The organism is Ruegeria sp. F5, assembly GCF_056533845.1.
Genome location: NZ_JBQFOU010000009.1, coordinates 151326 through 171971 on the forward strand (window position 1 = coordinate 151326; position 20646 = coordinate 171971).

General features: G+C 52.6%; 20 protein-coding genes. 13 read left to right on the forward strand and 7 right to left on the reverse strand.

The features are described 5' to 3' along the window. Positions 1 to 10: 10 nt before the first annotated feature. The gene (locus ACR0K1_RS15320; RefSeq protein WP_480851197.1) at positions 11 to 895 is read right to left on the reverse strand and encodes an SDR family oxidoreductase; all 885 of its coding nucleotides are present in this window, start codon (positions 893 to 895) and stop codon (positions 11 to 13) included. A gap of 122 nt (positions 896 to 1017) precedes the next feature. Here ACR0K1_RS15320 and ACR0K1_RS15325 point away from each other — a divergent pair, with 122 nt between their 5' ends. Further along, positions 1018 to 1911 carry a LysR family transcriptional regulator gene (locus ACR0K1_RS15325; RefSeq protein WP_480851198.1) on the forward strand — a complete coding sequence of 298 codons (894 nt, stop codon included), beginning with the start codon at positions 1018 to 1020 and terminating at the stop codon, positions 1909 to 1911. A 468-nt stretch (positions 1912 to 2379) separates the two neighbouring features. Further along, the gene (locus ACR0K1_RS15330; protein ID WP_480851199.1) at positions 2380 to 3744 is read left to right on the forward strand and encodes an alpha/beta fold hydrolase; all 1365 of its coding nucleotides are present in this window, start codon (positions 2380 to 2382) and stop codon (positions 3742 to 3744) included. 266 nt (positions 3745 to 4010) lie between these two features. Here ACR0K1_RS15330 and ACR0K1_RS15335 read toward each other — a convergent pair whose 3' ends face one another. Continuing rightward, positions 4011 to 4949, reverse strand: a complete 939-nt coding sequence (locus ACR0K1_RS15335) for an aminotransferase class IV (protein ID WP_480851200.1) — start codon at positions 4947 to 4949, stop codon at positions 4011 to 4013. Between the two features lie 289 nt (positions 4950 to 5238). On the opposite strand from ACR0K1_RS15335, the gene ACR0K1_RS15340 reads away from it, so the two are divergent. Further along, positions 5239 to 6024, forward strand: coding sequence for a hypothetical protein (locus tag ACR0K1_RS15340; protein WP_480851201.1), 786 nt, complete (start codon positions 5239 to 5241; stop codon positions 6022 to 6024). A 148-nt stretch (positions 6025 to 6172) separates the two neighbouring features. Here the strand turns inward: ACR0K1_RS15340 and ACR0K1_RS15345 are convergent, their stop codons facing one another. Then, entirely contained in the window at positions 6173 to 7915 is a 1743-nt protein-coding gene (locus ACR0K1_RS15345; protein ID WP_480851202.1) for an adenylate/guanylate cyclase domain-containing protein, read from the reverse strand. Positions 7916 to 8195: 280 nt separating this feature from the next. Here ACR0K1_RS15345 and ACR0K1_RS15350 point away from each other — a divergent pair, with 280 nt between their 5' ends. Beyond that, complete coding sequence (locus tag ACR0K1_RS15350) at positions 8196 to 8930, forward strand: SDR family NAD(P)-dependent oxidoreductase (protein ID WP_480851203.1); 735 nt, start codon at positions 8196 to 8198, stop codon at positions 8928 to 8930. Between the two features lie 293 nt (positions 8931 to 9223). On the opposite strand, the gene ACR0K1_RS15355 is transcribed toward ACR0K1_RS15350, so the two are convergent. Next, positions 9224 to 10345, reverse strand: coding sequence for a linear amide C-N hydrolase (locus tag ACR0K1_RS15355; RefSeq protein WP_480851204.1), 1122 nt, complete (start codon positions 10343 to 10345; stop codon positions 9224 to 9226). Between the two features lie 263 nt (positions 10346 to 10608). Then, a complete protein-coding gene (locus ACR0K1_RS15360) occupies positions 10609 to 11172 on the reverse strand; it encodes a TetR/AcrR family transcriptional regulator (RefSeq protein WP_480851205.1) in 564 nt (187 codons plus the stop codon). Positions 11173 to 11250: 78 nt separating this feature from the next. On the opposite strand from ACR0K1_RS15360, the gene ACR0K1_RS15365 reads away from it, so the two are divergent. The 7 genes from ACR0K1_RS15365 (at position 11251) to ACR0K1_RS15395 (ending at position 16625) form a co-directional block, all read left to right on the forward strand. Continuing rightward, positions 11251 to 12132, forward strand: a complete 882-nt coding sequence (locus tag ACR0K1_RS15365) for an oxidoreductase (protein ID WP_480851206.1) — start codon at positions 11251 to 11253, stop codon at positions 12130 to 12132. 52 nt (positions 12133 to 12184) lie between these two features. Further along, positions 12185 to 12988: an SDR family NAD(P)-dependent oxidoreductase gene (locus tag ACR0K1_RS15370; RefSeq protein WP_480851207.1), complete on the forward strand. Its 804-nt coding sequence runs from the start codon at positions 12185 to 12187 to the stop codon at positions 12986 to 12988. Between the two features lie 66 nt (positions 12989 to 13054). After that, entirely contained in the window at positions 13055 to 13501 is a 447-nt protein-coding gene (locus tag ACR0K1_RS15375; protein ID WP_480616816.1) for a hypothetical protein, read from the forward strand. A 22-nt stretch (positions 13502 to 13523) separates the two neighbouring features. Further along, positions 13524 to 14003, forward strand: coding sequence for an SRPBCC family protein (locus tag ACR0K1_RS15380; protein ID WP_480616814.1), 480 nt, complete (start codon positions 13524 to 13526; stop codon positions 14001 to 14003). Continuing rightward, positions 13993 to 14664: an NAD-dependent epimerase/dehydratase family protein gene (locus tag ACR0K1_RS15385; RefSeq protein WP_480616812.1), complete on the forward strand. Its 672-nt coding sequence runs from the start codon at positions 13993 to 13995 to the stop codon at positions 14662 to 14664. Before ACR0K1_RS15380 ends, ACR0K1_RS15385 begins: the two co-directional genes overlap by 11 nt. Positions 14665 to 15297: 633 nt before the next feature. Continuing rightward, on the forward strand, positions 15298 to 15831 hold the full coding sequence (locus ACR0K1_RS15390; protein WP_480851208.1) for an N-acetyltransferase family protein: 534 nt from the start codon (positions 15298 to 15300) through the stop codon (positions 15829 to 15831). A 167-nt stretch (positions 15832 to 15998) separates the two neighbouring features. Continuing rightward, a complete protein-coding gene (locus ACR0K1_RS15395) occupies positions 15999 to 16625 on the forward strand; it encodes a dioxygenase family protein (protein WP_480616808.1) in 627 nt (208 codons plus the stop codon). A gap of 97 nt (positions 16626 to 16722) precedes the next feature. Here ACR0K1_RS15395 and ACR0K1_RS15400 read toward each other — a convergent pair whose 3' ends face one another. Continuing rightward, positions 16723 to 17178 (reverse strand): hypothetical protein, encoded by a 456-nt coding sequence (locus tag ACR0K1_RS15400; RefSeq protein WP_480616806.1) that lies wholly within the window; start codon positions 17176 to 17178, stop codon positions 16723 to 16725. A gap of 95 nt (positions 17179 to 17273) precedes the next feature. Beyond that, the gene (locus ACR0K1_RS15405; protein ID WP_480851209.1) at positions 17274 to 18254 is read right to left on the reverse strand and encodes a class I SAM-dependent methyltransferase; all 981 of its coding nucleotides are present in this window, start codon (positions 18252 to 18254) and stop codon (positions 17274 to 17276) included. 637 nt (positions 18255 to 18891) lie between these two features. Here ACR0K1_RS15405 and ACR0K1_RS15410 point away from each other — a divergent pair. Both ACR0K1_RS15410 and ACR0K1_RS15415 read left to right on the forward strand, forming a co-directional pair. Then, complete coding sequence (locus ACR0K1_RS15410) at positions 18892 to 19695, forward strand: DUF1194 domain-containing protein (RefSeq protein WP_480851210.1); 804 nt, start codon at positions 18892 to 18894, stop codon at positions 19693 to 19695. Positions 19696 to 20076: 381 nt separating this feature from the next. Continuing rightward, positions 20077 to 20643 carry a hemerythrin domain-containing protein gene (locus ACR0K1_RS15415; protein WP_480851211.1) on the forward strand — a complete coding sequence of 189 codons (567 nt, stop codon included), beginning with the start codon at positions 20077 to 20079 and terminating at the stop codon, positions 20641 to 20643. The last annotated feature ends 3 nt before the right edge of the window (positions 20644 to 20646 follow it).

A 20646-nucleotide genomic window follows, 5' to 3' on the forward strand; every position in this document is an offset into this window, starting at 1 on the left:
GCCGTAGTTATTAGGCCGCGTTGGCAACGTTAGTTTTAAGCTTCATCATACCTTCCATACCGTAGGCGGTGAAGAGCACCTCGGTTGCCTTTTCCGCTTGCACGTTCATCGGAATGACAGGGTCTGCCATGCCGCTCTTGTCCACTTCATTGCGAAACTGCCGCTGTCCAGGCGCGGTATGAATCACCTCGAGCACCGCGTCCGACACGATCTGCGGAACCTGTAACGGGTTGTTGGCTAGGGATTCCCCCATGCTTTGCAGCATGGCCTCGGGCGCTCCGGCAAATTCGCCATAGCTTGCATCCCGGTCGCGCGAAGACGGCTGAATGAGGTTGTTGAAGAAGTTCGTGGGGAAGCCGCCGGGCTCGATGACAGCGACATCGACACCAAACTGGCTCAACTCCCAGCGATAGTTTTCGCTGAGCGCCTCCACGGCCCATTTCGCCGCGTTGTAAGGGCCAAGGAAGGGCACTGTCACGCGGCCAAGAAGGCTAGTAACGTTCAAGATCAGCCCGGATTGCCGTGCCCGCATTTTGGGTAAGACGGCGCGGATCATCCTCTGCACTCCAAAGACATTGACGTCAAAAACGCGCTGAAAATCGTCTCCAGAGAAGTTCTCTTGCAGACCGTGTGCACCCGCACCGGCGTTGTTGACCAACACATCGATCTGCCCGAGCGTGGCCTCTGCCGCGGCTACGCCGGCTTCGACGGAAGCATCGTCTGTCACGTCGATATCGACAACCTCAACGCCGAGATTGCGCAAGGTCTGCGCGGCCTCCTTGTTGCGTCCTCCGGGATCGCGCACAGTCCCGGCTACGCGATGCCCGGCCTTGATCAAATCCGCCACCATCAGATTTCCAAATCCGCTGCTGGCACCTGTAACGAGTATGTTCATTTCTTTTCTCCTGAATGTGGCCCTGCAATTGACTCTGTGATGGCTCGAATTTAGAGATTGCCAATTGAAGGCAACAGACGTATCAAATTGAACTAATGGTTGCAGATATTAGAACAATAGGCATGCCTGCCTTGATCAGCTTTCACACCGTCGCACGGCTCGGTGGGATCAGCGTTGCCGCCGATCATCTCAAAATGGCGAAATCGGGTGTTTCCAGGCACATATCGCGGCTGGAGAATCATTTTGGCGTGAAGCTAGTCGAACGGAGTGGAAGATCCGTTAAACTCACCCCTACGGGCGTCCGACTGAATCAGCGGGTCCAGTCCATTTTGGCTGACATTGATTTGCTGGGTGACATCGCCCGTGAAGAAAGCGGGGAAGTCTCAGGTCAGGTGAACTTCGCCGCAACAGCGGAATTCGGCTCGGTGATTGCCTCAGTAATCCTTCCGGCCGTCCAAGAGCGCTTCCCAGATCTCACGTTGGTCATGCACCCGGCTTATGATTTCGAGGATATGCAGGATCCCAATACGGATTTGGCATTCCGGATCGGAACTTTCGAAGATGACAGACTGGTCGCGAAGCAGCTTGGCAGCTTTCGTTGCTGGCTCGTCGCGTCACCCGAGCTTGCAACCCAGACAGCGATCAACACACCAGACGACCTGAAGGACCAACCCTGTCTCACCTTCAGAGGTGATGTTGCCAACACTACCTGGACTTTCTTTTCCCCAGACGATGTCTCAACCATCAAGGTAGGCGGACCCTTTGCCACACGGAGTTTTTCTGTCTTACTTGATCTTGCAATGGCGGGGCGAGGATATGCGTTTCTGCCGGAATTCATGCTTGATGAGGTCTTGCAAGAAGGAAGGCTTGTCCGCTGCTTGCCCAAGTACGTCTCGCGGCCATATTCGGTTTATTTGACGTTCCGTCCGGGCTCGCGGCGCATCGCACGAGTGGACGCAGTGGCCTCCCTTGCCGAGGAACTTGTCCCGAAACTCATTTCTGACAGTTCGACTTAGGATCTTCACCACAAACGTGCACAGACGCCGGACGGTTTTCTTTGCAAGAGCCTCTAACGAAGGTGAACACCAGGCTCCAAGATCAGGCAATATGGCTTGTAAGCTGCCATTGGATTGAGCGGATTGAATGGGCGCTTGGTTGCGTTTCTCGGGACTTGCAAAGTCTAGTTTCGAATGTCCGCTTCGGGCTGCCATCGGTCACAGATGAGAAGAGCTACGGACTGACACCTTTAGAATTGATATTTCGAAGTGAACCTTAGTTAGCAACGCCAAATGCGTTAATCATTCACCTTAGTTCTAGGTTTCGCCAGCCAATAAGACATTTTGCTCGGCTGTGTGTTTCAACGCAAGTTTGGGAACTTGCAGGCTTAGCAAAATGCCCAGGCACAAGTTTTGGTCACAAAAATCTATTCGTCTGTTAATTTTGGTTCAGTGGAATTGGATTAGCTAAAAGGATCACATCGACTGATGAAGCGGAAAATTGCTGCGATCCTAAGCCTCGATGTCGTCGATTATACCAAGCGCATGTCAGAGGATGCTGAGACCACGCTGAACACTCTACAACGCATTTTGGACGATGTGATCAGACCGTTGGTCCATGAAAACAAAGGACGAATATTCAAGCTGATGGGAGATGGTGCTTTGGTTGAGTTTGTTGCAGCCACAGACGCAATTAATGCTGCCAGCCAGATTTTCAATCAGATGAGAGATGAAGACGTAACACTTCGAGGAGGTCTCCACGTTGGCGACGTAATGCCAAATGGCAAAGACTTGTTCGGAGAGGCCGTGAATGTTGCGTCTCGCCTTCAGTCCAGCGCGCATATTGGAAGTTGTCTCGTCAGCAAGACAGCTGCTGAAGTTGCGGGAACTTCGCTGGCGGTTGCTTTGCGACCAGAAAGCTCGATACGGTTGAAGGGAATTCCAAATCCAGTGGAAGCCTACTCTATTGATTTAGATGGTGACAAAAGACGCGCAAGGAACAAGCTGCTGGCTAACTCTCAAGACGTCCGCTTTGCAAAATCAAAAGACGGTACAACGCTTGCCTGGACATCCACTGGAAGCGGTAGAAAGTTACTGGTCACACCAAACTGGCTCAGGCATCTGGAATACGATTGGACGATGAACACCATCGCCGGGTGGTTGCCGCTGCTTTCTGAAAATCACTGCCTTTATCGGTTTGATGGTAGAAACAATGGCTTGTCCCAGCGGGGCGTGCAGGATGTGTCTTTGAATCGAATCGTCGAAGATGTTGAGGCCGTACTGGACGCAGCCGGGATCGAAAAAGCTCCATTGTTTGGCATTTCTTTTGGGGCAACCATTGCGGCGGCCTTTGCCGCACATAATCCTGACCGTGTTTCGGGGTTGGTTCTACTCGGTGGATTTGCACAAGGACTCGCGGTGCGTTCACAGCCCGGAATTGCCGCGCTTGGGCAAGCAATGATGGATATGAGTCTTGAAGGCTGGAACGATGAATACCCTTCTGCAAGAGACTTGATGGCCCAATCATTTGCTCCAACCGCAAGTCCGCATGACCAGCGCACTTATGCAGAATTTATGAAAGTGGCAATGGATCATCAGGATTGGCTCAAGATTGGACCACTGGTCGCAGGGGTCGACGTAACCGATCTACTTCTGCGGATCACCTGTCCGGCTCTGGTTATGCACGCTAATCGAGACAGGATGCACAGTGTTGAACAAGGTAGGATATTCGCCTCCGGCATCAAGAATGCGCGCTTTATTGGCCTTGAGACAGCAAACAATACGATGCCAGAGTATGATCCTGCCTGGCCTAAAGCCCTAGTGGAAATAGAGCGTTTTTTGAACTCAATTTGAGCAGTGTACGTTGTTCATCGCCAAAACTTTATTGTTCGAAGGTAAGAGGATGCCGTGCGCCCTTCGATTTTCGATACTGGAATTTGAAAACTCTATGCTTCTCGTCATCGACCGCTTTGTCCTGATCTCGGAAATTGCAAAGTCTTGTTACGAATGTCCGGTTTGGGCTGCGATCAGCTAATTGTGTAAGACGCATCCAGCAGAGTCGTGGCTCTTAAAACTACATTCCACCACTGGGTAAACCCGACACCGACTGACAGCTATTTTTAATCCAAGTATTCAACAACCATCCTGTTGTTCTTGTCTTTGTGCATATCCCAATAACTCTTGGTAATCTGACTTGTGATTTGGCCGGGAGAACCAGTGCCAATGCTTTGGCCATTCACTTTGGTCACCGGCATGATCCCTCCGGCGGTTGAAGATATAAACACCTCATCTGCACCGAGAAGTTGGTCTTGGGGTATGTCGACGGCTGAGCAGTCGATACCCAGGTTCGTGCAAATGTCGAAGACCGTCTGACGAGTGACCCCGAGAAGCACGCCGAACTTCGGAGTTAGAACTTTTCCGTCGATGACGGCAAAAATATTGAATCCGGGCCCTTCAGATACGTTACCATTTGTATCGACAAGGATCGCAGTATCAGCACCGCGGTCGTAAGCCTCGTAGAGGCCTTTGACCAGATCCAACCAATGATAGTTCTTCACAGTCGGATCAACTGACTGCGGAGAAATGCGGACCAAGGATGATATTGCTGCATTTAATCCATGTTTCATCTGCTCTGGATTGGCCACCGATCCAAACGGTATTGCGAATGCGATGAACTGGTTGACCGCATCACGTGGATCCCGACTGAGTGTCGGAGACATATCGCGTGTACAAATGAACTCGACGTAGGAGTTCTTTAACCCTGACAGTGCGACGCAGTTGTGCAGTATCTCGATGACCTGTTCTCGGTCATACTCAATTGACATATGCAGCTTTTCCAAACCTGCAAAGAACCGATCAAGGTGATTTTCGAGTCGAAAGAAGGCTCCGTTCCAAACATGGACGACATCATACGTCGCGTCGGAATGAAGTAGCCCATAGTCCAGCACCGAAATCTTGGCTTCCGAAATCGGCAAATACTGCCCGTCCATGAAAGCCACGCCGGGAGGATATGTTTTTGGGTCAGAGTAATGCTCGGAGAAATTGGGTAATACAGTCATGAATAGAAGCTACCGGAGTGCGGACAGAAATCGCAATGTCCGTTTTGGGCTGCGAGCGCTAAAACATCTATCTGCAATGGAAAGCTCTCAAACTGGGCTTTAGGGCAATTTAGGTTGACAATTCATCTGTGAAATCGCCGGATTTCTTGGGTAACAGTCTTGGAGGTGGTGAACGCTCGCCGCTCAGGTCTGCGGCTGACACCAAATTAGGAGATACGCAATTTCTATCGACAGTTTTGCGGAAACCGAGATTGGAACACACCTCGCCGACGCTGCACGTCGTTGCCGCATGGTTTTCTTCACTGGATTACCGGCGTCTGGAAAGTCATTTCTGTTGCGCCAGCAAATATCCATTTCGGTCTCCTTGGGACGTCGCGTACATATCATGCGGTGGGATAAAGGACTCGCGGCGTTTCAGACCGAAGACATACTAGCAAAGTATCCAGATGTTTCAGATGGAACTCATCCGTTGATCCGCAAGGCAGCCGGATTGTGGGGCCGGAGAGCCCTGGCGCGATGGCTGACAGAGACTACCGATCCCACAGACATGATTGTCGGTGAAGTCCCTATCATCGGAAACAGGTTTTCCGAGTTCATCCAGGCGCAGCCGGATCAGGTTGAACCAGCCTTAGCATCCGAGGAAACCACATTCATCTATCCTGTTCCTACAAAGAACTTGCGTGCCAAACTCGAAGCTATCCGAAGGTCTACATTTGCGAACCCCAGACATACTGATGAGGCCAGAGATGCGCCTCCATCGACAATGGAACTGGCTTGGCGTTTGACGTGTGCCAAGGCCGCAGAGTTAGGTTTTGTCTCTGAAGCGGACAGTCATTCTCCGTACGAGGAGATCATTTATGTGCGGTTATTTGAGCACCTACTGCAACATCGAAACGCCATCAGAATTGGGGTCGATACGATTTATTCAAATGCCGGGTCAGCCCATGATCTGGGGGTAAGTATTTTAGAACTCAATGCAAGCCCGGATGAAGTACGGTGTGTAGTCGCAGAGGTAGAGGCTGCATTTACAGTCGAGGAAGCTATCCGAGACGTTGAAAACTGGTATCGGGTGTAGCCTCGTGCAAAAGTTCGCTCTTTGGCATTTTGGAAACTGCAAAGTCTAATTTTGCATGTCCGCTTTGGGTTCGCGCTGCCGAAAAACAGGGCGCAGAGAAACGCATAATTGAGGCCGCGCCGGTTGGGCAAAAGAGTTAATGTCGGCGTCAGCCGGTCAAACTTGCCGCCCGTAACCCATTGGCAAGACGTTCAAAATCATCCGGTCGTCGCCACATAGACCGAAACCCGCGGGCAAGACTATCTATTGTGTCATCCTCATCCACAATACCTCGGCTTGTGAACTCATCGTGACGTTCGGTGACGAATTCTCGCAATGCGTCGGAGGCGTCTCGCTCTCGTCCGAGCTGCGCGTAAGACGCGGCAACAAATGCAGTGGCCAACGAGTTAAGCCGCGCTGCTCCCATTAGAAAACCAAGCACTGCTTCATAGTTACCGTTGAAAAATTCGACCTGCCCCATAATCCAGTCGATGGCAGGCGGATGTAGCGGGTCCAGCGCCATAGCTTCCGAAACTACGTCGCGTGCCTTTTCGTGCTGGCCGAGCAGTAGGAAAGCATAGCCACACCAAGCCATCGACTCCGCCTCGCTTTCTATCATGGAAAGTGTCTTGTTGAATTGCGCTTCGGCCTCGCTCCACAGCCCGGCACAGAGATAAGCAAACCCAAGCTGGGCTTGAATGTAGACGTCCCGGTTATCCAGTGCCACGCCCTTTCGGGCGATCTTCAACGTGTGGGCCGGTGCGTCAGCGTCTGCCAGACCAAGCCACAAGTCTATGACATATGTGTCCGAAAGATACATGTAAGATCGCGCGATGGTCGGATCGAGCGCGACCGCTCGTTCCAACAACGCTCTCGCCTTGGCCGTATCTCGTGCGTTCAAGCCGTCGCGTAGTGCCTTGCCCCTGAGCATCAGCTCATAGGCCTTCATCTGATCCGTTGGTTTCTGTGTCGAACGGTCGACGACATCGTGCTGGACCCTGCTTGGCAACACTGCGACGATATTTCGGGCCACCTCGTCTTGTACCGCCAGAACGTCCTCCAGTTCGTGGTCGTATCGATCCGACCAAAGTTGAGTACCTGTACGGGCGTCAGCGAGTTGTACCGAGATCCTCACGCGGCTGCCAGCCTTCCGCACGCTGCCTTCAACCAGGTAATCTGCGCCGAGAGCCTCCGCGATTTTGGCTGGATCTGTGTCCTGTATCCGGAACCTGAAAGACGCATTTCTGGAAACAACCTTGAGCGTCCGAAAACGCGATAAGCCCACAATAATGTCTTCCGCAATCCCGTCGCTAAAAAAGGCCTGCTCGGGGTCATCGCTCATGTTGTGTAGAGGCAAGACAGTAATAGTGGCTTTTCCTGATGATTCAGGCTGAGGCGGTTCAGCGCGTACTGCGCTTGACCCCCCAATGCGCCAAGCATGTACCGGTTCGGCAACGTTCTTAACCGTGTGCTGACCAGTATCCTCCCAGGCGACCGGTATACGGTTCCCGACCACACGATAAACAGCGTCCGACACCAACACACCGCCGGGTGGGGCAAGCTGCTCCAACCTCGACGCAAGGTTCACACCGGACCCAAAAACATCTCCATCGCGCATGATGATGTCGCCAAGAGTGACGCCGATGCGAAAGCGAAGCGGGTCGGAGCCCACCACCGGCGAATTTTGCCATTCAACCGCGCAGGAAACGGCATCGACAGCGCTGTCGAAACTGGCGAGCAGACCGTCACCCATTTGTTTGACGATGCGACCGTGATGCCGACCGAAAAGCGGTGCAGCAATATCTTCAATGTGCGCTGAGAGGACTTCGAGCGTGCCTACTTCGTCCCACTCCATCCGGGCGGTGAAGCCGACTAGATCTGCAATCAGGATGGCCGCCAGCTTTCGCTCCACGTGTTCTCCTCCTTTCTGTTACATACTGGTCGCTATGTGTTTAGACCATGCGAAAGTGAACAGGGGCGGTGTCTGATCTTGTTTGAAGTCTGTTTCGGCGTTCCAGAACTATGCCAATAGTCTGTGCTTAAAGCTTAAAGCCCAAGTAGAAATAGAGCGTTTTTTGAGTTCAATTTGAACAGTGTACGTTGTTCTTCGCCGAGCCTATATTGGTTGAAGGAAAGAGGGAAAGGTCGGTCTGGGTGTCGACTATGTCAAAAATTTCATTCGGTCGCAGTTCATGAGCAATGTTTCTTATGATTTTTCGGGACGCGTGGCGGTTGTCACGGGCGGATCAAACGGCATTGGAGCAGAGATTGCCCGCCACTATCACGCCGCTGGCGCGCAGGTTGCAATCTGGGACCTGGCACTGCCAGAAAACGTAAATATCCCGCATCAGTTTTGTCAGGTAGATGTGAGCGAACTGAAGCAGATCAGAAGCGCTGTTGCGGACACCGTGCAACAACTTGGAGGCATCGACTTTCTTTCACACAACGCCGGGTTTGCAGGGTCGACAATTCCTGTCACAGAATATGACCCAGATGAATGGCAAAAGATCATTGACGTAAATCTGACTGGAACCTTTCGGCTGTGCCACGCTGTGGTTCCTGTCATGCGCCGGGCCGGGTTCGGGCGAATTACAAATATGGCATCCCTTGCTGGCAAAGAAGGGACCCCAAACGCATCTGCATATAGCGCGGCAAAGGCGGGAGTTATTGGCTTCACCAAATCTTTGGCCAAGGAACTGGCGGAAACAAATATTCGTGTGAATTGCGTCGCGCCTGCTGCCGTTAAAACCGCAATCCTCGAACAGATGACTCCAAAGTTTGTTCAGATCATGATCGACAAATCGCCAATGAAGCGCCTAGGAGAAATCGAAGAAGTCGCCGAACTGGTAATGTGGCTCAGTTCGACCGCGTGCACGTTCAACACTGGCGCCGTTTTTGATCTCTCTGGTGGCAGAGCGACTTATTAATCCTACTCACCCGTGCGAGCTTAGTAGCAAAGGTCGGTTGCGTCTGGTTCCGGAGCAACGAGGACCAGACTTTGGTACGAGTGCTGCAAAAGCTCGCTTTGTCCGCATCTCAGAGATTGCTAAGCCTAGTGATGAAGGCCCGCTTCGGGCTGCCACTCGTCATTAGAGCGAACAGTGGTGAACGCGGCTTCGAGCTTAACGCCGCTAATTCACTGGAGCGGCAAACTCTCTATTCCGAAGTTGTATTGGGCCGCAGCCAGCGTTGATACCGCCACGGCCCGCGTAGTATTGTGTCAATTCGTTGGGGTCACATCGACCAAAGTGGGTTCGCGATCACCGCTGGTTTCAAAGACGATCATCTCGTCTCCCATTGCTCCGAAGTCAATCTGCTTCATATCGACCATGTGCACCGTTCGGTCGTACATCGTGTGATAGTAGTAGACGAGGTTTAGGGAATCCGCAGCGGTCGTGATCTGCGTTGCGCTGTAAAGCAGGTCGTCCGACTGCAAATCGTCTTGAGCGCCCTCCGCTGCATCGGCCGGAATGTTGAAATTATCCAGAATGCGAAACGCCTCGCGCACGGTGTCATAGCCACCTTGCGTCTCCCGCGCTGTCTGGGAAAAGGCGACTGCGCGGACAAACCGGGATGGGGGTGTGAAGTCGCCTGGCAGCCCTATCATTCCACTCCCAGCGCCAAGGGGCGCGAAAGTAACGCCACTTGCCTCAACTTCCGGAAGCCCAAGGGCCGACAGGTTTACGTAGTTGTTTAGGTTCGTCATGTGCCAATCGTAGTTTGGCGAATTGGTGATGACGCCAAGCGGGGCATCGAAAATCGTCAGCTCGCCATCAATGTACTCAACCACGATCTTTCCGCTGAACCGGTCAGCAACCAACATGTGAAATGGGAAGGGAAATCCGAGAGTCTCATCCACGACCCCAACGACACGGACATCCGCCAACCCGGTGGCAGCCTCTTCAACCGTCTCAAACTGGGAAAGAACATAGCTGGCTAGCAAATCGCCCGGGATCGTGTTGTCAGCAAGGTCAGGATCGTACTCCTGATACTCGGTAAATCCGGGCAGATAAAACAATCCGGCGGTCAATCCAGCTTCGTTGATCCCATCTGCGGGAGCCCCATGATCCAACATGCTGATACCGACCATTCCAAATCGGCCGGCCCAGTTTGCTCCGTCTTGCCCATCTGGCATTTCACCTGCGGAATACGTGAAACCTCGCGGAATAATGTTGATCTTTGTCTCAAGATCGAACGGCCCCCATTCGGCGGTCCTTGCGCGAACGATGCTTCCATCCTGTCCTGTCAACATGATGCCAGTGCATCCCCAAGCCATCGATACAGACGCTACAAAGGCCATGGCTGCTTTTGGCAGTGTCCGAAACATATCAATATGACGCATGGTCGTTCTCCAATTGGACTGATCTCATGAACTCACTCGACCAAGCTACCACACCGGTTCTCAAGTTGAATGATGTTTGCATGATCTCTAAATAGGCGAAAAAGCCCGCCTATTCCTTCCTTCGGACTTTGCAAAGTCCGTCTCTGAATGTCTGCTTCGGGCTGCTTACAGCCAATTATGCGAGAGGTAGCGAAGGTCGACTACGTGTCCATTTTGCCCGACGCTGCGGCGCGCATCAAATTTTGCATTGGGCATTCTTTAAACTAATTCGCGTTGACTACCTTCAGCACAGAGACGCGGAGTGCATCGAGCAGTTGCACTAAGTGCTTTCTGTTTTTCGCCGTGTATTTTGCCGCCGTCGCAGTGCGTTGGATAAAGTCTGCATATTGGGCCACCGACAAATCCGCAGCCCTAAGGTCATCCGAGAAAGGCTCTAAAATTCGGGCAATAATCTCAGTGTTCCGTTGAGCACCTGCTTCAAGCTCCTCCTGCGAAGAAGCGGTTACGCCCGCAATGATGTCTTCGGCATTCGGCGAGGATTGAAGGACATCGTAGTGCTCAATCACGGTGTGCTGGAAGATCACATCCAATTGCGCACTGAGTCCCGTTGCATTCATTAGCCCGGCCTCAATGTCTGCGACAACCTTGTCCGCCATTGATCGGATCGTGGCCTGTAAAACTGCGTCTTTATTGGCGAATGCCTTGTAGAGCGTCTGTCGCGATAACCCTGCTTCTTCCGCAATGTCGTTCATGCTTGTCCGTTTAACCCCGAAACGAAGAAAGAGTCGGACTGCTGCGTCGAGGATGTGGGCGTCGCGATTTTTCATAAAGGGCATATTGACATTGCGTGGATGACTGTCAATATTTACAATCAGACATCAAATGTAAACTTTGTGGAGCCATTCATGACCACCACTTCCCAAAAAATTGCCATTGTCACCGGAGCCAACAATGGCATCGGATTTGAAACAACAATCGGCATGGCCCAGGCCGGGTTCCATGTAGTGATGGCCTGCCGCAATCTCGAAAAGGCAAAAACCGCTCGGGACGACGTGCTGGCACGCGTGCCGTCAGCGTCGCTTGATGTGATGCCGCTAAACCTAGGCGATTTTGCCTCCGTCAGAAGCTTTGCCGAGGCGTTCCGCGCGCGCTATGCGAAGCTCGACGTGCTGATCAACAATGCGGGCATCCTGCTTTACACCGCTGAGACGAATGGCGATGGGATCGAACTGCAATTCGCGACCAATCACCTCGGTCATTTTCTTTTGACGGCGTTACTGATCGACCTCGTGCCAGACGATCCGGCATCCCGGATCGTGGCGCTTTCAAGCCTCGGGCACAAGGGTGCCACCATCGAGTTTGATGATCTGACCTGTGGCCAGGATGGCGGCATTGCTTATGGTCAATCGAAACTCGCGAACCTTTTGTTTGGGGACGAGCTAAACCGTCGCCTACGGGCTTCTGGGCGTAGGCTAAAAGCACTGTCCGTCCATCCCGGCGGTTCTGAGTCCGGTCTGTTCCATAACGTTGCCGCGGATCAGCTCGCGCAGATGAAGGCACAAGTTAAACAGTTCCTACATTCTCCAGAAGAAGCCGCGAAACCCACCCTGTACGCCGCCCTGTCCACGGATGTCCAAGGAGGCGATTACTACGGCCCCACCGGCCCCCAGGAAATGAGTGGGGAGGTCGGAGTGGCCACCCGCGATCCGATTACCGTGAATATCGAGATTGCTACCCGGCTATGGGCCCTGTCCGAAGAGCTCACCGGCCGATCCTTCAAAATCTGACCCCGCCATCCATTCCAGAAGCGACAGTGCTGACCTCCCAAAAGGAAAGATCATGCAAGATTTCAAGAGCAAGACCGTTGTCATCACCGGCTCCGCGACGGGGATCGGTAAAGAGCTCGCCCTCCAGACGGGGTTGGAAGGCGCAAAAGTCATCATCTGCGGTCGCCGTATGGATCGCGTTCAAGAGACAGTGGCGGAACTGAAAGCCAAAGGGATCAAAGTGGCGGGAACCGCCTGCGATGTCGCGGATCGCGAACAAGTGGAAGCGCTGGCAGACTATGCCGAGGCAGAGTTTGGTCTGGTTGATGTGCTCATCAACAACGCTGGCATCGGCCAAGATCCCACGCCGCTGATCGACATGGATCTGGATGTGTTCCGGTGTGTCTATGAGATCAACATATTCGGAACGCTCAATGGAATTCAGGTCTTTGGGCGCAGAATGCTCGACCGCGGAACACCATGCGCGATCTACAATCTTGGCTCCGAAAACAGTGTCTTCACGGCCGTACCTTCCTCACATGCCTATGTTTCGTCCAAACATGCCCTTTTAGCCATCACGGAACTTCTGGCTGAAGAGACGCCGGACTTCATGGACGTGGCCCTGATCATGCCCGGCTTGGTAGTTTCCGAGATGAGCCAGGGCCTTGGCATGCCGACGGACCAGTTTGTAAAGCGGGTGCTTAATCAGCTGAAAGCCCGCGAATTTTTCGCGGTTAGTCATGCCTACAACAAGGTTCGCATTGATGATCGCTATGGAAAACTCGCGCGCGCCTATGACACCTACGCCCCGCGATACGAAGGCGACATCGAATACGATATCCGCAATTTTCTAGAGACGTCGGCGGTCGGGGCTTAGGCCCTGCCAGGTAACCTTCCAATTCACATCAATCATTTGGGAGCCGAGTCTCCGGGACGGTAGATCATGCAAAAAACACTTTCACGCATCTTCAGTTTGTTGTTGATCCTCGCTGCTCTGATCATGCTCAGCTGGGGTCTCTTAGGCTTTCTGGAGCACTTCGCAGGATTTGCCCCGCTGATGCCCCTACAAAACGAGACATTCCCAATTGGCATGCAGACCCTACATTGGGTTTTGATCACTGTGTCGGGGGCCACGTTCCTTGCCGGTTACACTTTGCGCTGGCGCTACACGCCCATCGCAATGCTTGTGATGTTTACAGCACTTGCCACGATGTGCGCGGTCCAAACCTTCGACATGCTGCAAAACCCAGATCGCTACCGCAACTTCGTGGTGGAGTGCATCAACTACACTCTCATTTCTATCTACCTCTTCCGGTCGCAGCGCATGCGTGGCCGGTTCGGGCGGATCACCGTTGAGACGGCGCTCCGCGCCGCGCCTCTAGAGGCTTGAACCGATCAAAAAAAGGAAGATCATGGAAACTGGTAGAACTGAGAAGGTCAGCTTCTCTCATCACAAAATCCACACCGACATCATCATCAACACGGTGCCCGAAGCCGTTTGGGCGGTTCTAACCGATACTGCCAACTACAGCTCCTGGGCTGCGTTCCTTGTGGGAATCGAAGGCCAGATCGCGGACGGTGAAAGCATCAATGTTGCCTTCCAGCTGGATCCCAACAAGGACAAGCTCACACGGATTGATCACACGATCACTATGGTAGACGGCCACGAGTTCTACTGGGCTGAAAGAGGACCCGGCGGCATCCGCGATAACCACCATTTCAAGGTTGAGGCCGCCGCAGATGGAAAGACCCGGTTCGTGCAATCGGACGAGATCATCGGCGGCATGACTTTCCTGATGGGTGGACGGTTGGCGAAATTGTACCTGGAGGGCTACCAGGCATTTAATCGCGGCCTGAAGGCGGAAGCGGAGCGACGCGACAATGTCGGATGATCCCACCGTAAGAGCCCTCGGGCGCGTTCTGCTTACAGGGGCAACCGGCATGGTCGGGTCATCTGTTCTGACTGCATTGCTGGAGGAGGAGAGCGTAACAGAGGTTGTTTCTCTTGGGCGGAGATCTTCGGGTCGCAATCACGCCAAGCTGACCGACGTCAGCTTTACGGATTTCGGGAACTCAGACTCATATACCCAGTATCTGACCAGTATCGACACGGTGTTTCATTGTCTGGCAACCTACTCAGCCCGCGTCAGTAGGGAGGCTTATTCCGAGATCACCGTCGATTGGCTGATCAACCTTGTACGGGCTTGTGAGGAAACAACGCCGGAAGCAACATTCTGCCTGCTCTCTGCCCAAGGTGCGCGAGCCGACGGGGGTGGCATGTCGTTTGCTTTGAAAGTCAAAGGTGAAGCTGAGACTGTTTTTTTCGCCTCCCATATCAAACGCAAGTTTGCCTTTCGCCCCGGCTACATCGCCCCATCGGAACGAAGAAGATGGAAACCGGTAGACTATCTGTTTGCACCGCTTCAAAGCCTAGCTCCGTCTATCGGCGTGACATCCGATGAACTAGCACAAGCTATGGTCAGAACGGCCATCAACAACGCTAGGTCTTCCGCTCTCCTGGAAAACAGTGAAATGCGAGCTTTATTGGGGTGAATAGCGAATTTCTGGACCTTGAGAGATATCGGCCGCAGGCAAAGCGGTCATTGGTCAATTTGGAGCAACGTCCGCAATGTCCCCTATCGGTAGCTGCAAAGTTTAGTTGGGAATGTCCGGTTTGGGCTGCGACCAGTCGCTAAGGCAACTAGAAGCTTGACCAAAGGATCAAATAACTCTCGACGTAGAACACGAAGTTCGCTGAGGGTCCTATTTTCATCTGCCTTCATCTGGCCTGAGTAGTTTACTACATCAGCAGAGAGTACTGCGGAAAGTCTGCGGTCTCCATTCATGTCTATTGGTAGCGCAAATTACGTTGATTGGAAAAGACAACATGATCTCCCGGACGTCGCGCATTACCTAGCCAACGGCTTGGTGCACTACTGAAAAGCCTGACTGTGAGTGTCTGCTTCGGCCTGGATCTGTCGCTGACGTCGTCTTGCTCGTAAGTTACTGCACTGATACCCTGTTAATGCGCTTGGCGCGGAAGCTAGGCGATGGAGATTTTATGTTTACGATTGCGGGAAACCGCTAAGTCCTGAACGGCAGGACGACCAAGCTAAATAGAGCCTGCGTAAAAGCGGCAGGCTTTCCTTTTTGCATGGCTCGTGAACAATCAAACTAACATCACCGATGCATGAGCTTTGCGCCCGTCACATCAAGCATCTTTGCTTGTTTGACGGCACGAAGAAAGACGAAAGACCAATGAAAATACGACTGACAAAGCAAGACGATATCGCTGCCTTGCAGGAGGTGCTTAACGGCACGGAGCTTTTCCCTAGTGAAATGCTTCCTGACATGGTGGATGGCTTCCTATCCGACGGTGAAAGCTCTGATATTTGGCTGACATGCAAAGCAAACGGTAAGGCCGTGGGCTTCTGCTACGCAGCCCCAGAGGAACTTGCCGAAGGTGCATGGAACATGTTTGCCATCGCAATTCTGCCAACCGAGCAGGGTAAAGGTTTTGGCGGTGCCATCGCTAGGCATCTTGAGGTCGAACTCAAGAAGCGTGGACAGCGCATCTTGATAGCTGACACTTCAAGTACAGATGAGTTCGCACAGACACGCGAGTTCTATCGCAAGAACGGCTACAGCGAGGAAGCTCGTATCAGGGATTTCTGGGCGGTGGGGGATGACAAAGTCGTCTTCTGGAAGTCACTAAGTTAACCCCAAGGAGCCGGTGCTGGCCTGTCTTCGGGCAGGTCAGTTTCATTTGTTCGCTCGATTTGGCAACGGCAGCTTTGTTGCGAAGGCAGACTTGGACGTGACGTTCGCTGCACGATGTGTGATTTTGATGGGCAATAGGGGCTATCCCGCGCGGGAAAGGACACGCTATGAAACTGAATAGTAAGTCCCGCCGTAACCTTCTAGGCGGCATTGCAGGATTAATGGGCGTCGGTTCGCTGGGGGCGAGAGCCGCTGCGGCTGTACTCACACCAGACGCCGCAGAAGGGCCGTATTATCCAACGCCGGCCATGCGGAGGCCTGATATAGATAATGACCTCGTTAAGATCAAAGGACGTGTTGAAGACGCTGGCGGCGAAGTCTTTACACTGCGTGGAACGATTACAGCCGCCAATGGACAACCCCTTGCAAAGCATCGCATCGAAATCTGGCAATGCGACATGGACGGCAACTATATGCACCCTCGCGACCGCCGCAGTGTTAATTTTGATCAGGCTTTCCAAGGCTTTGGCCATGACGTAACTGACAACGGCGGGAACTATGTGTTCCGCACAATTAAACCTACGATCTACCCAGGGCGTACTCCACATATTCATGTAAAATTGCTTGATGGAAATCGCGAACTGTTGACGACGCAGTTTTACATTAAAGGCCATCCGAACAATTCCCGCGATGGGCTGTTCAACCGTATGTCCAAGGCAGAGGCAAGTGCAGTGTCTATGGTTTTTGTACAGGGTGCGAATGGACTTGTAGCGACCATCAATGTTGTCGTCTAGAGAGCAAGCCTCAGTTCGCAAAGTTTGAGTTGCAAAGCTTGATCTTAGATGTCAGGTTTGGGCTGCTACTGCCTTCCCTAAGCGCCAGAAAACTAGGTTAACCGGTGCACTTGAAATCAAACGCGGCAGCGCGCTTGTCGTCTTTTTTGAAGAACTTCACCTGACCACTCGCTCCTTGGAACACTCCAGTGCCGCCGACAACTGCTAATTGAGTTTCGAAATGGGGCACAGTGTCGGGACTGCTCGGGGCTGGGTAGGAGCCAGAGTAGATCAGTTGGTTGCTGTCGATTGTTAGGTAAGCGTTAACGATAAGCTGGGTTTTGCCTTCACCTGCGCCAGGCGCTATCAGCGTCGTGACATTCTGCATACCAACAACCTGGCCATCTTCACTGAAAACCGTGACGTGCCCAACCGCGACATCCCCGATTTCGTCGCCACCAGACGTGATCTTTAGGTCTTCTAAGTAGACAGTAAATTGGCCGCATTCTGGAGCGCTGTTCGCTGAAGCAGGAAGGGCGTGGGTGAGAAGAATCATGGCGGCGAGAAAACGCATTTTGGCACTCCTATGTAGAACAAAAAAGGGCTGGCGAACTATTTCGACAAGCCTGCGAAGGATTGAGATTGAAAAAAGCCTGCATGGATGTTCGCTCATTGTTTTCTAAGCTCAATCGTCAACAACCAGATTTCAAAGGCGTATCTGCCCCCTCCTTCTTTGATGGTCGCTTCGAAACGATCATAAAACTGATCCAGAAGAGTTTCAGTTTTCTGCTCGGATTCGCCGCGTAACAAGGATTGCCTGAACGTGGACTCGGTGAAGGAGCGAACAAAGCCCTTATAGCTTGCTGCGTACTCTTGGGGTGTATTGATCCGGTCTGCAAAGATATCTTGCGGGCTTTGCTGAGCTGGAGCTACCTCTGCTCTTTCAACCACAAAGCCATCTGCCAATTCCTTGTTGCGTTGAAAGGGTTCAAGAGCTTCCTCCCTGGACATAAACCAGATTGGCATAATGAAGTCGCGAAGACCGGGTTCAGAAATCAATCCGTCGTTCACCATCGTTTTGGCAACGCCGTACATAGCGCGATAGGTGTGCCGGCCAGAACTGCAAATTCCATTGACCTCGCCCGCATCAGGAATTGCCCCCAACGTCGAGACCATAAGCCTGCCGCCGCTACGTAGCTCTCGCAGTCGTAAAGACAGGAAGTTTTCCCAATCTCGCTGCGCTTGTGTTTTTAGCTTCAAGCGCGCTTCTCCCTGCAAATCTGCAAACCAAAGCGTGCCCTTTGAATAGACAACGGGCTGTGTGCTGAGCCAATGGCTCGCACCGAATGAAGTTCCAACGTCAATAGACGATGCCGGTGCAACCATCGAGAAAAAACTACCCACACTTGCAAGGGGGCGAATGCTAGCAGAGAGGTTGGAGTAACCGTCTTGGTTCACAGCACATTCAAACAGAGTATTCCAATCGTTTTCCGCCTGGTCGACATGGTGAACAAAGATGGAGCGACCTGGATAGCGGTCAGCAAAAGACTGTACGGCAGGCTTGACTGACAAAATCGCGTTTGATCCGGTGCCACAGCCATAGTCAGCAATGTGTATCTCATCTGATGAGGCCAAAACTTTGTCGGCCATCTCTCGAACATCGTCTGTGCGGGATTGAATAGAGTGCTTCTGTGGGAGGGAATTCCCAACATAGTCTATCATTCCCTCGGTTGGGCTGCTCCTATCGTCCATTCGATCCTCCCACGTGCAGTTGGGTTGGCAGCTAGAGCTTACAGTTTACACAAAGCGTTGCCTAAAATCGAAGAATTACTGGGCAAAGAACAGATCTAGGCGGTTGTCATCTGCCTAACAGAAACATGGAGATTGGGCTCTCGGCCTGCATCGGAGCCAGCGCAAAATCCAGTTGTAGATTCATTTCGCTCAGTTCCAACACCAAATAGCTACGGGCAGCCCACGTCAGCTCCATTTCTCATCTATCTCAATTCCGTTAAACCTGCCATTGTTGGCTCACATCTCGGACGCGAAGCGCAAAAAAAGCAGCCCACGCAAGTGCGGCTAGTGGTAAGGTTCTACAGCCTAAAAGAAACTGCAAAACTTGATTTTGAATGTCCGCTTTGGGGCTGAGATCGTTGTTTTGCCGTGATTAGCTTTGATGCTTGTTATGGCAGACGTCCTTCCTCAAGTTTTGAATCTACTTTTCCTAATCAACCACGTCCTCATACGTTTAAGGCTTGACTTAAAGATCCAGCGCACCACTCGTTGAGAGATGCTACGAAAGACATTCCTGACTATTTTCACATCTGTATTTCTCTTAGCCGTACCTGCCGCCTCACAGGCGACGGAAGTTGATTTAGAGCTTGTTCTTCTAGTCGACGTCTCTCGATCCATGACCGAGCGAGAACTCGAGATTCAGAGACAGGGCTATGCCGCAGCCTTGCAGTCTGACGAGGTTTTCACGGCCGTTCAGTCGGGCCTTTTGCAAAGGATCGCTTTGACATACGTCGAGTGGGCCGGCACGCAAGAAGTGGTTGTTGACTGGCGACTTGTGGAAACGCGAGCTGATCTTGAAGGGTTTGCGCGCGTCCTTACCACGCGTTTCAATCCCGCACTGCGCAGAACTTCAATCTCTGAAGCGCTGATCTTTGGTGCCGCGATGATTGAAGAGAACGAATTCCAAGGCCTGCGCAAGGTGATCGACGTTTCAGGCGACGGGCCTAACAATCAGGGGCGCCCAGTACTCCGTGCCCGTGAAACCGTGCTATCAAAGTTGATCACCATAAACGGATTGCCGCTGATGACCCGGGAAGGTTTGGGCAACCAATGGCATCTCGACGACCTCGATGTTTACTACGAGAATTGCGTGACGGGCGGGCCAGGTTCTTTTGTCGTTCCGGTGCTTGACTGGCAGGATTTCGCAGAGGCTGTGCGCCGAAAACTGGTGCTGGAAATCGCGTCGATACCGGCGCTCGAATACGTCAGATCTGCGCAGTATACTTCGACCAATGCCTATGACTGCTTGATAGGTGAGAAAACTTGGGAACGGAACCGGCAAATCTGGAGCGAACCCTAGAGGTGGATGCCTTGGCACCGAATTACACGCGCTTTCTCTGAAATCTGCGCCTCGGAACAAAATAGACAGCAAATGTAATCTGGGTAAGAAGTCTGCTTCGGGGCAGCCGAGCAGCCACTCATGCGCGGTGCTGGGAGTGCCGCCCGCGCTCTTACGCGATGCGTATCGCAAGTGTGGGGCCGATACAGGCCTAACTCGCTCCTTTGGCCGTAACAGCCTGCCCGGGTTCACTCGACACGACGTCAAAACCTTGAACCGCGTGTTAGCCGGTTTGTGTAGCACCAACTTCGCGGGGGTTCGCTGACGCATAGTGACTGTGCGTTCTCGTTAGTGGCGAGCAGTTGCCCGACCTCCCATCTTTGGCCTGAAAGGAGACAACCGATGCTCTATACATATACCATTCGCCAAGACGACATGCCTCAAGAAATGCGGTTTCTCTTTGACCATTACCCCCGCGACAGTTGGGAAGCCCATCCAGGTTTCAAAGAAAAAACCAAGCATTGGCTCGGCGCGCATGAGATGTTCCGTCGTATTGCGGAACGTATTCGCCTGGATACAGAAGGGGTTTTGAGCAACCAGATGGGGTTGGCCGACTACGTGGGGCGGCTGTCTTACTATGGCGGCAACCTGGTTGGGAACCTGCAAGGTCATCACGGCTGGGAAGATCACAGCTATTTCCCTGAACTGTCGGCTGCGGACCCGCGTTTTGATGCGGGGCTTGAGTTGCTGGAGCAGGATCACACCGATCTGGATAAGGTGCTGAGTAACTTTACCCGGACGGCGAACCGCGTGATCAAGCTATCCGCACTTGATGAGGCGCAAGCTTACGATGAAGCTGGACAGCTCCATGCAACGAGCAACACGATTGAAGCGTTCCTGAAACGGCATCTCAGCGATGAAGAAGAATTGGCCGTGCCAATCATCTTGCATCACCGGCTCAGAGGATGATGC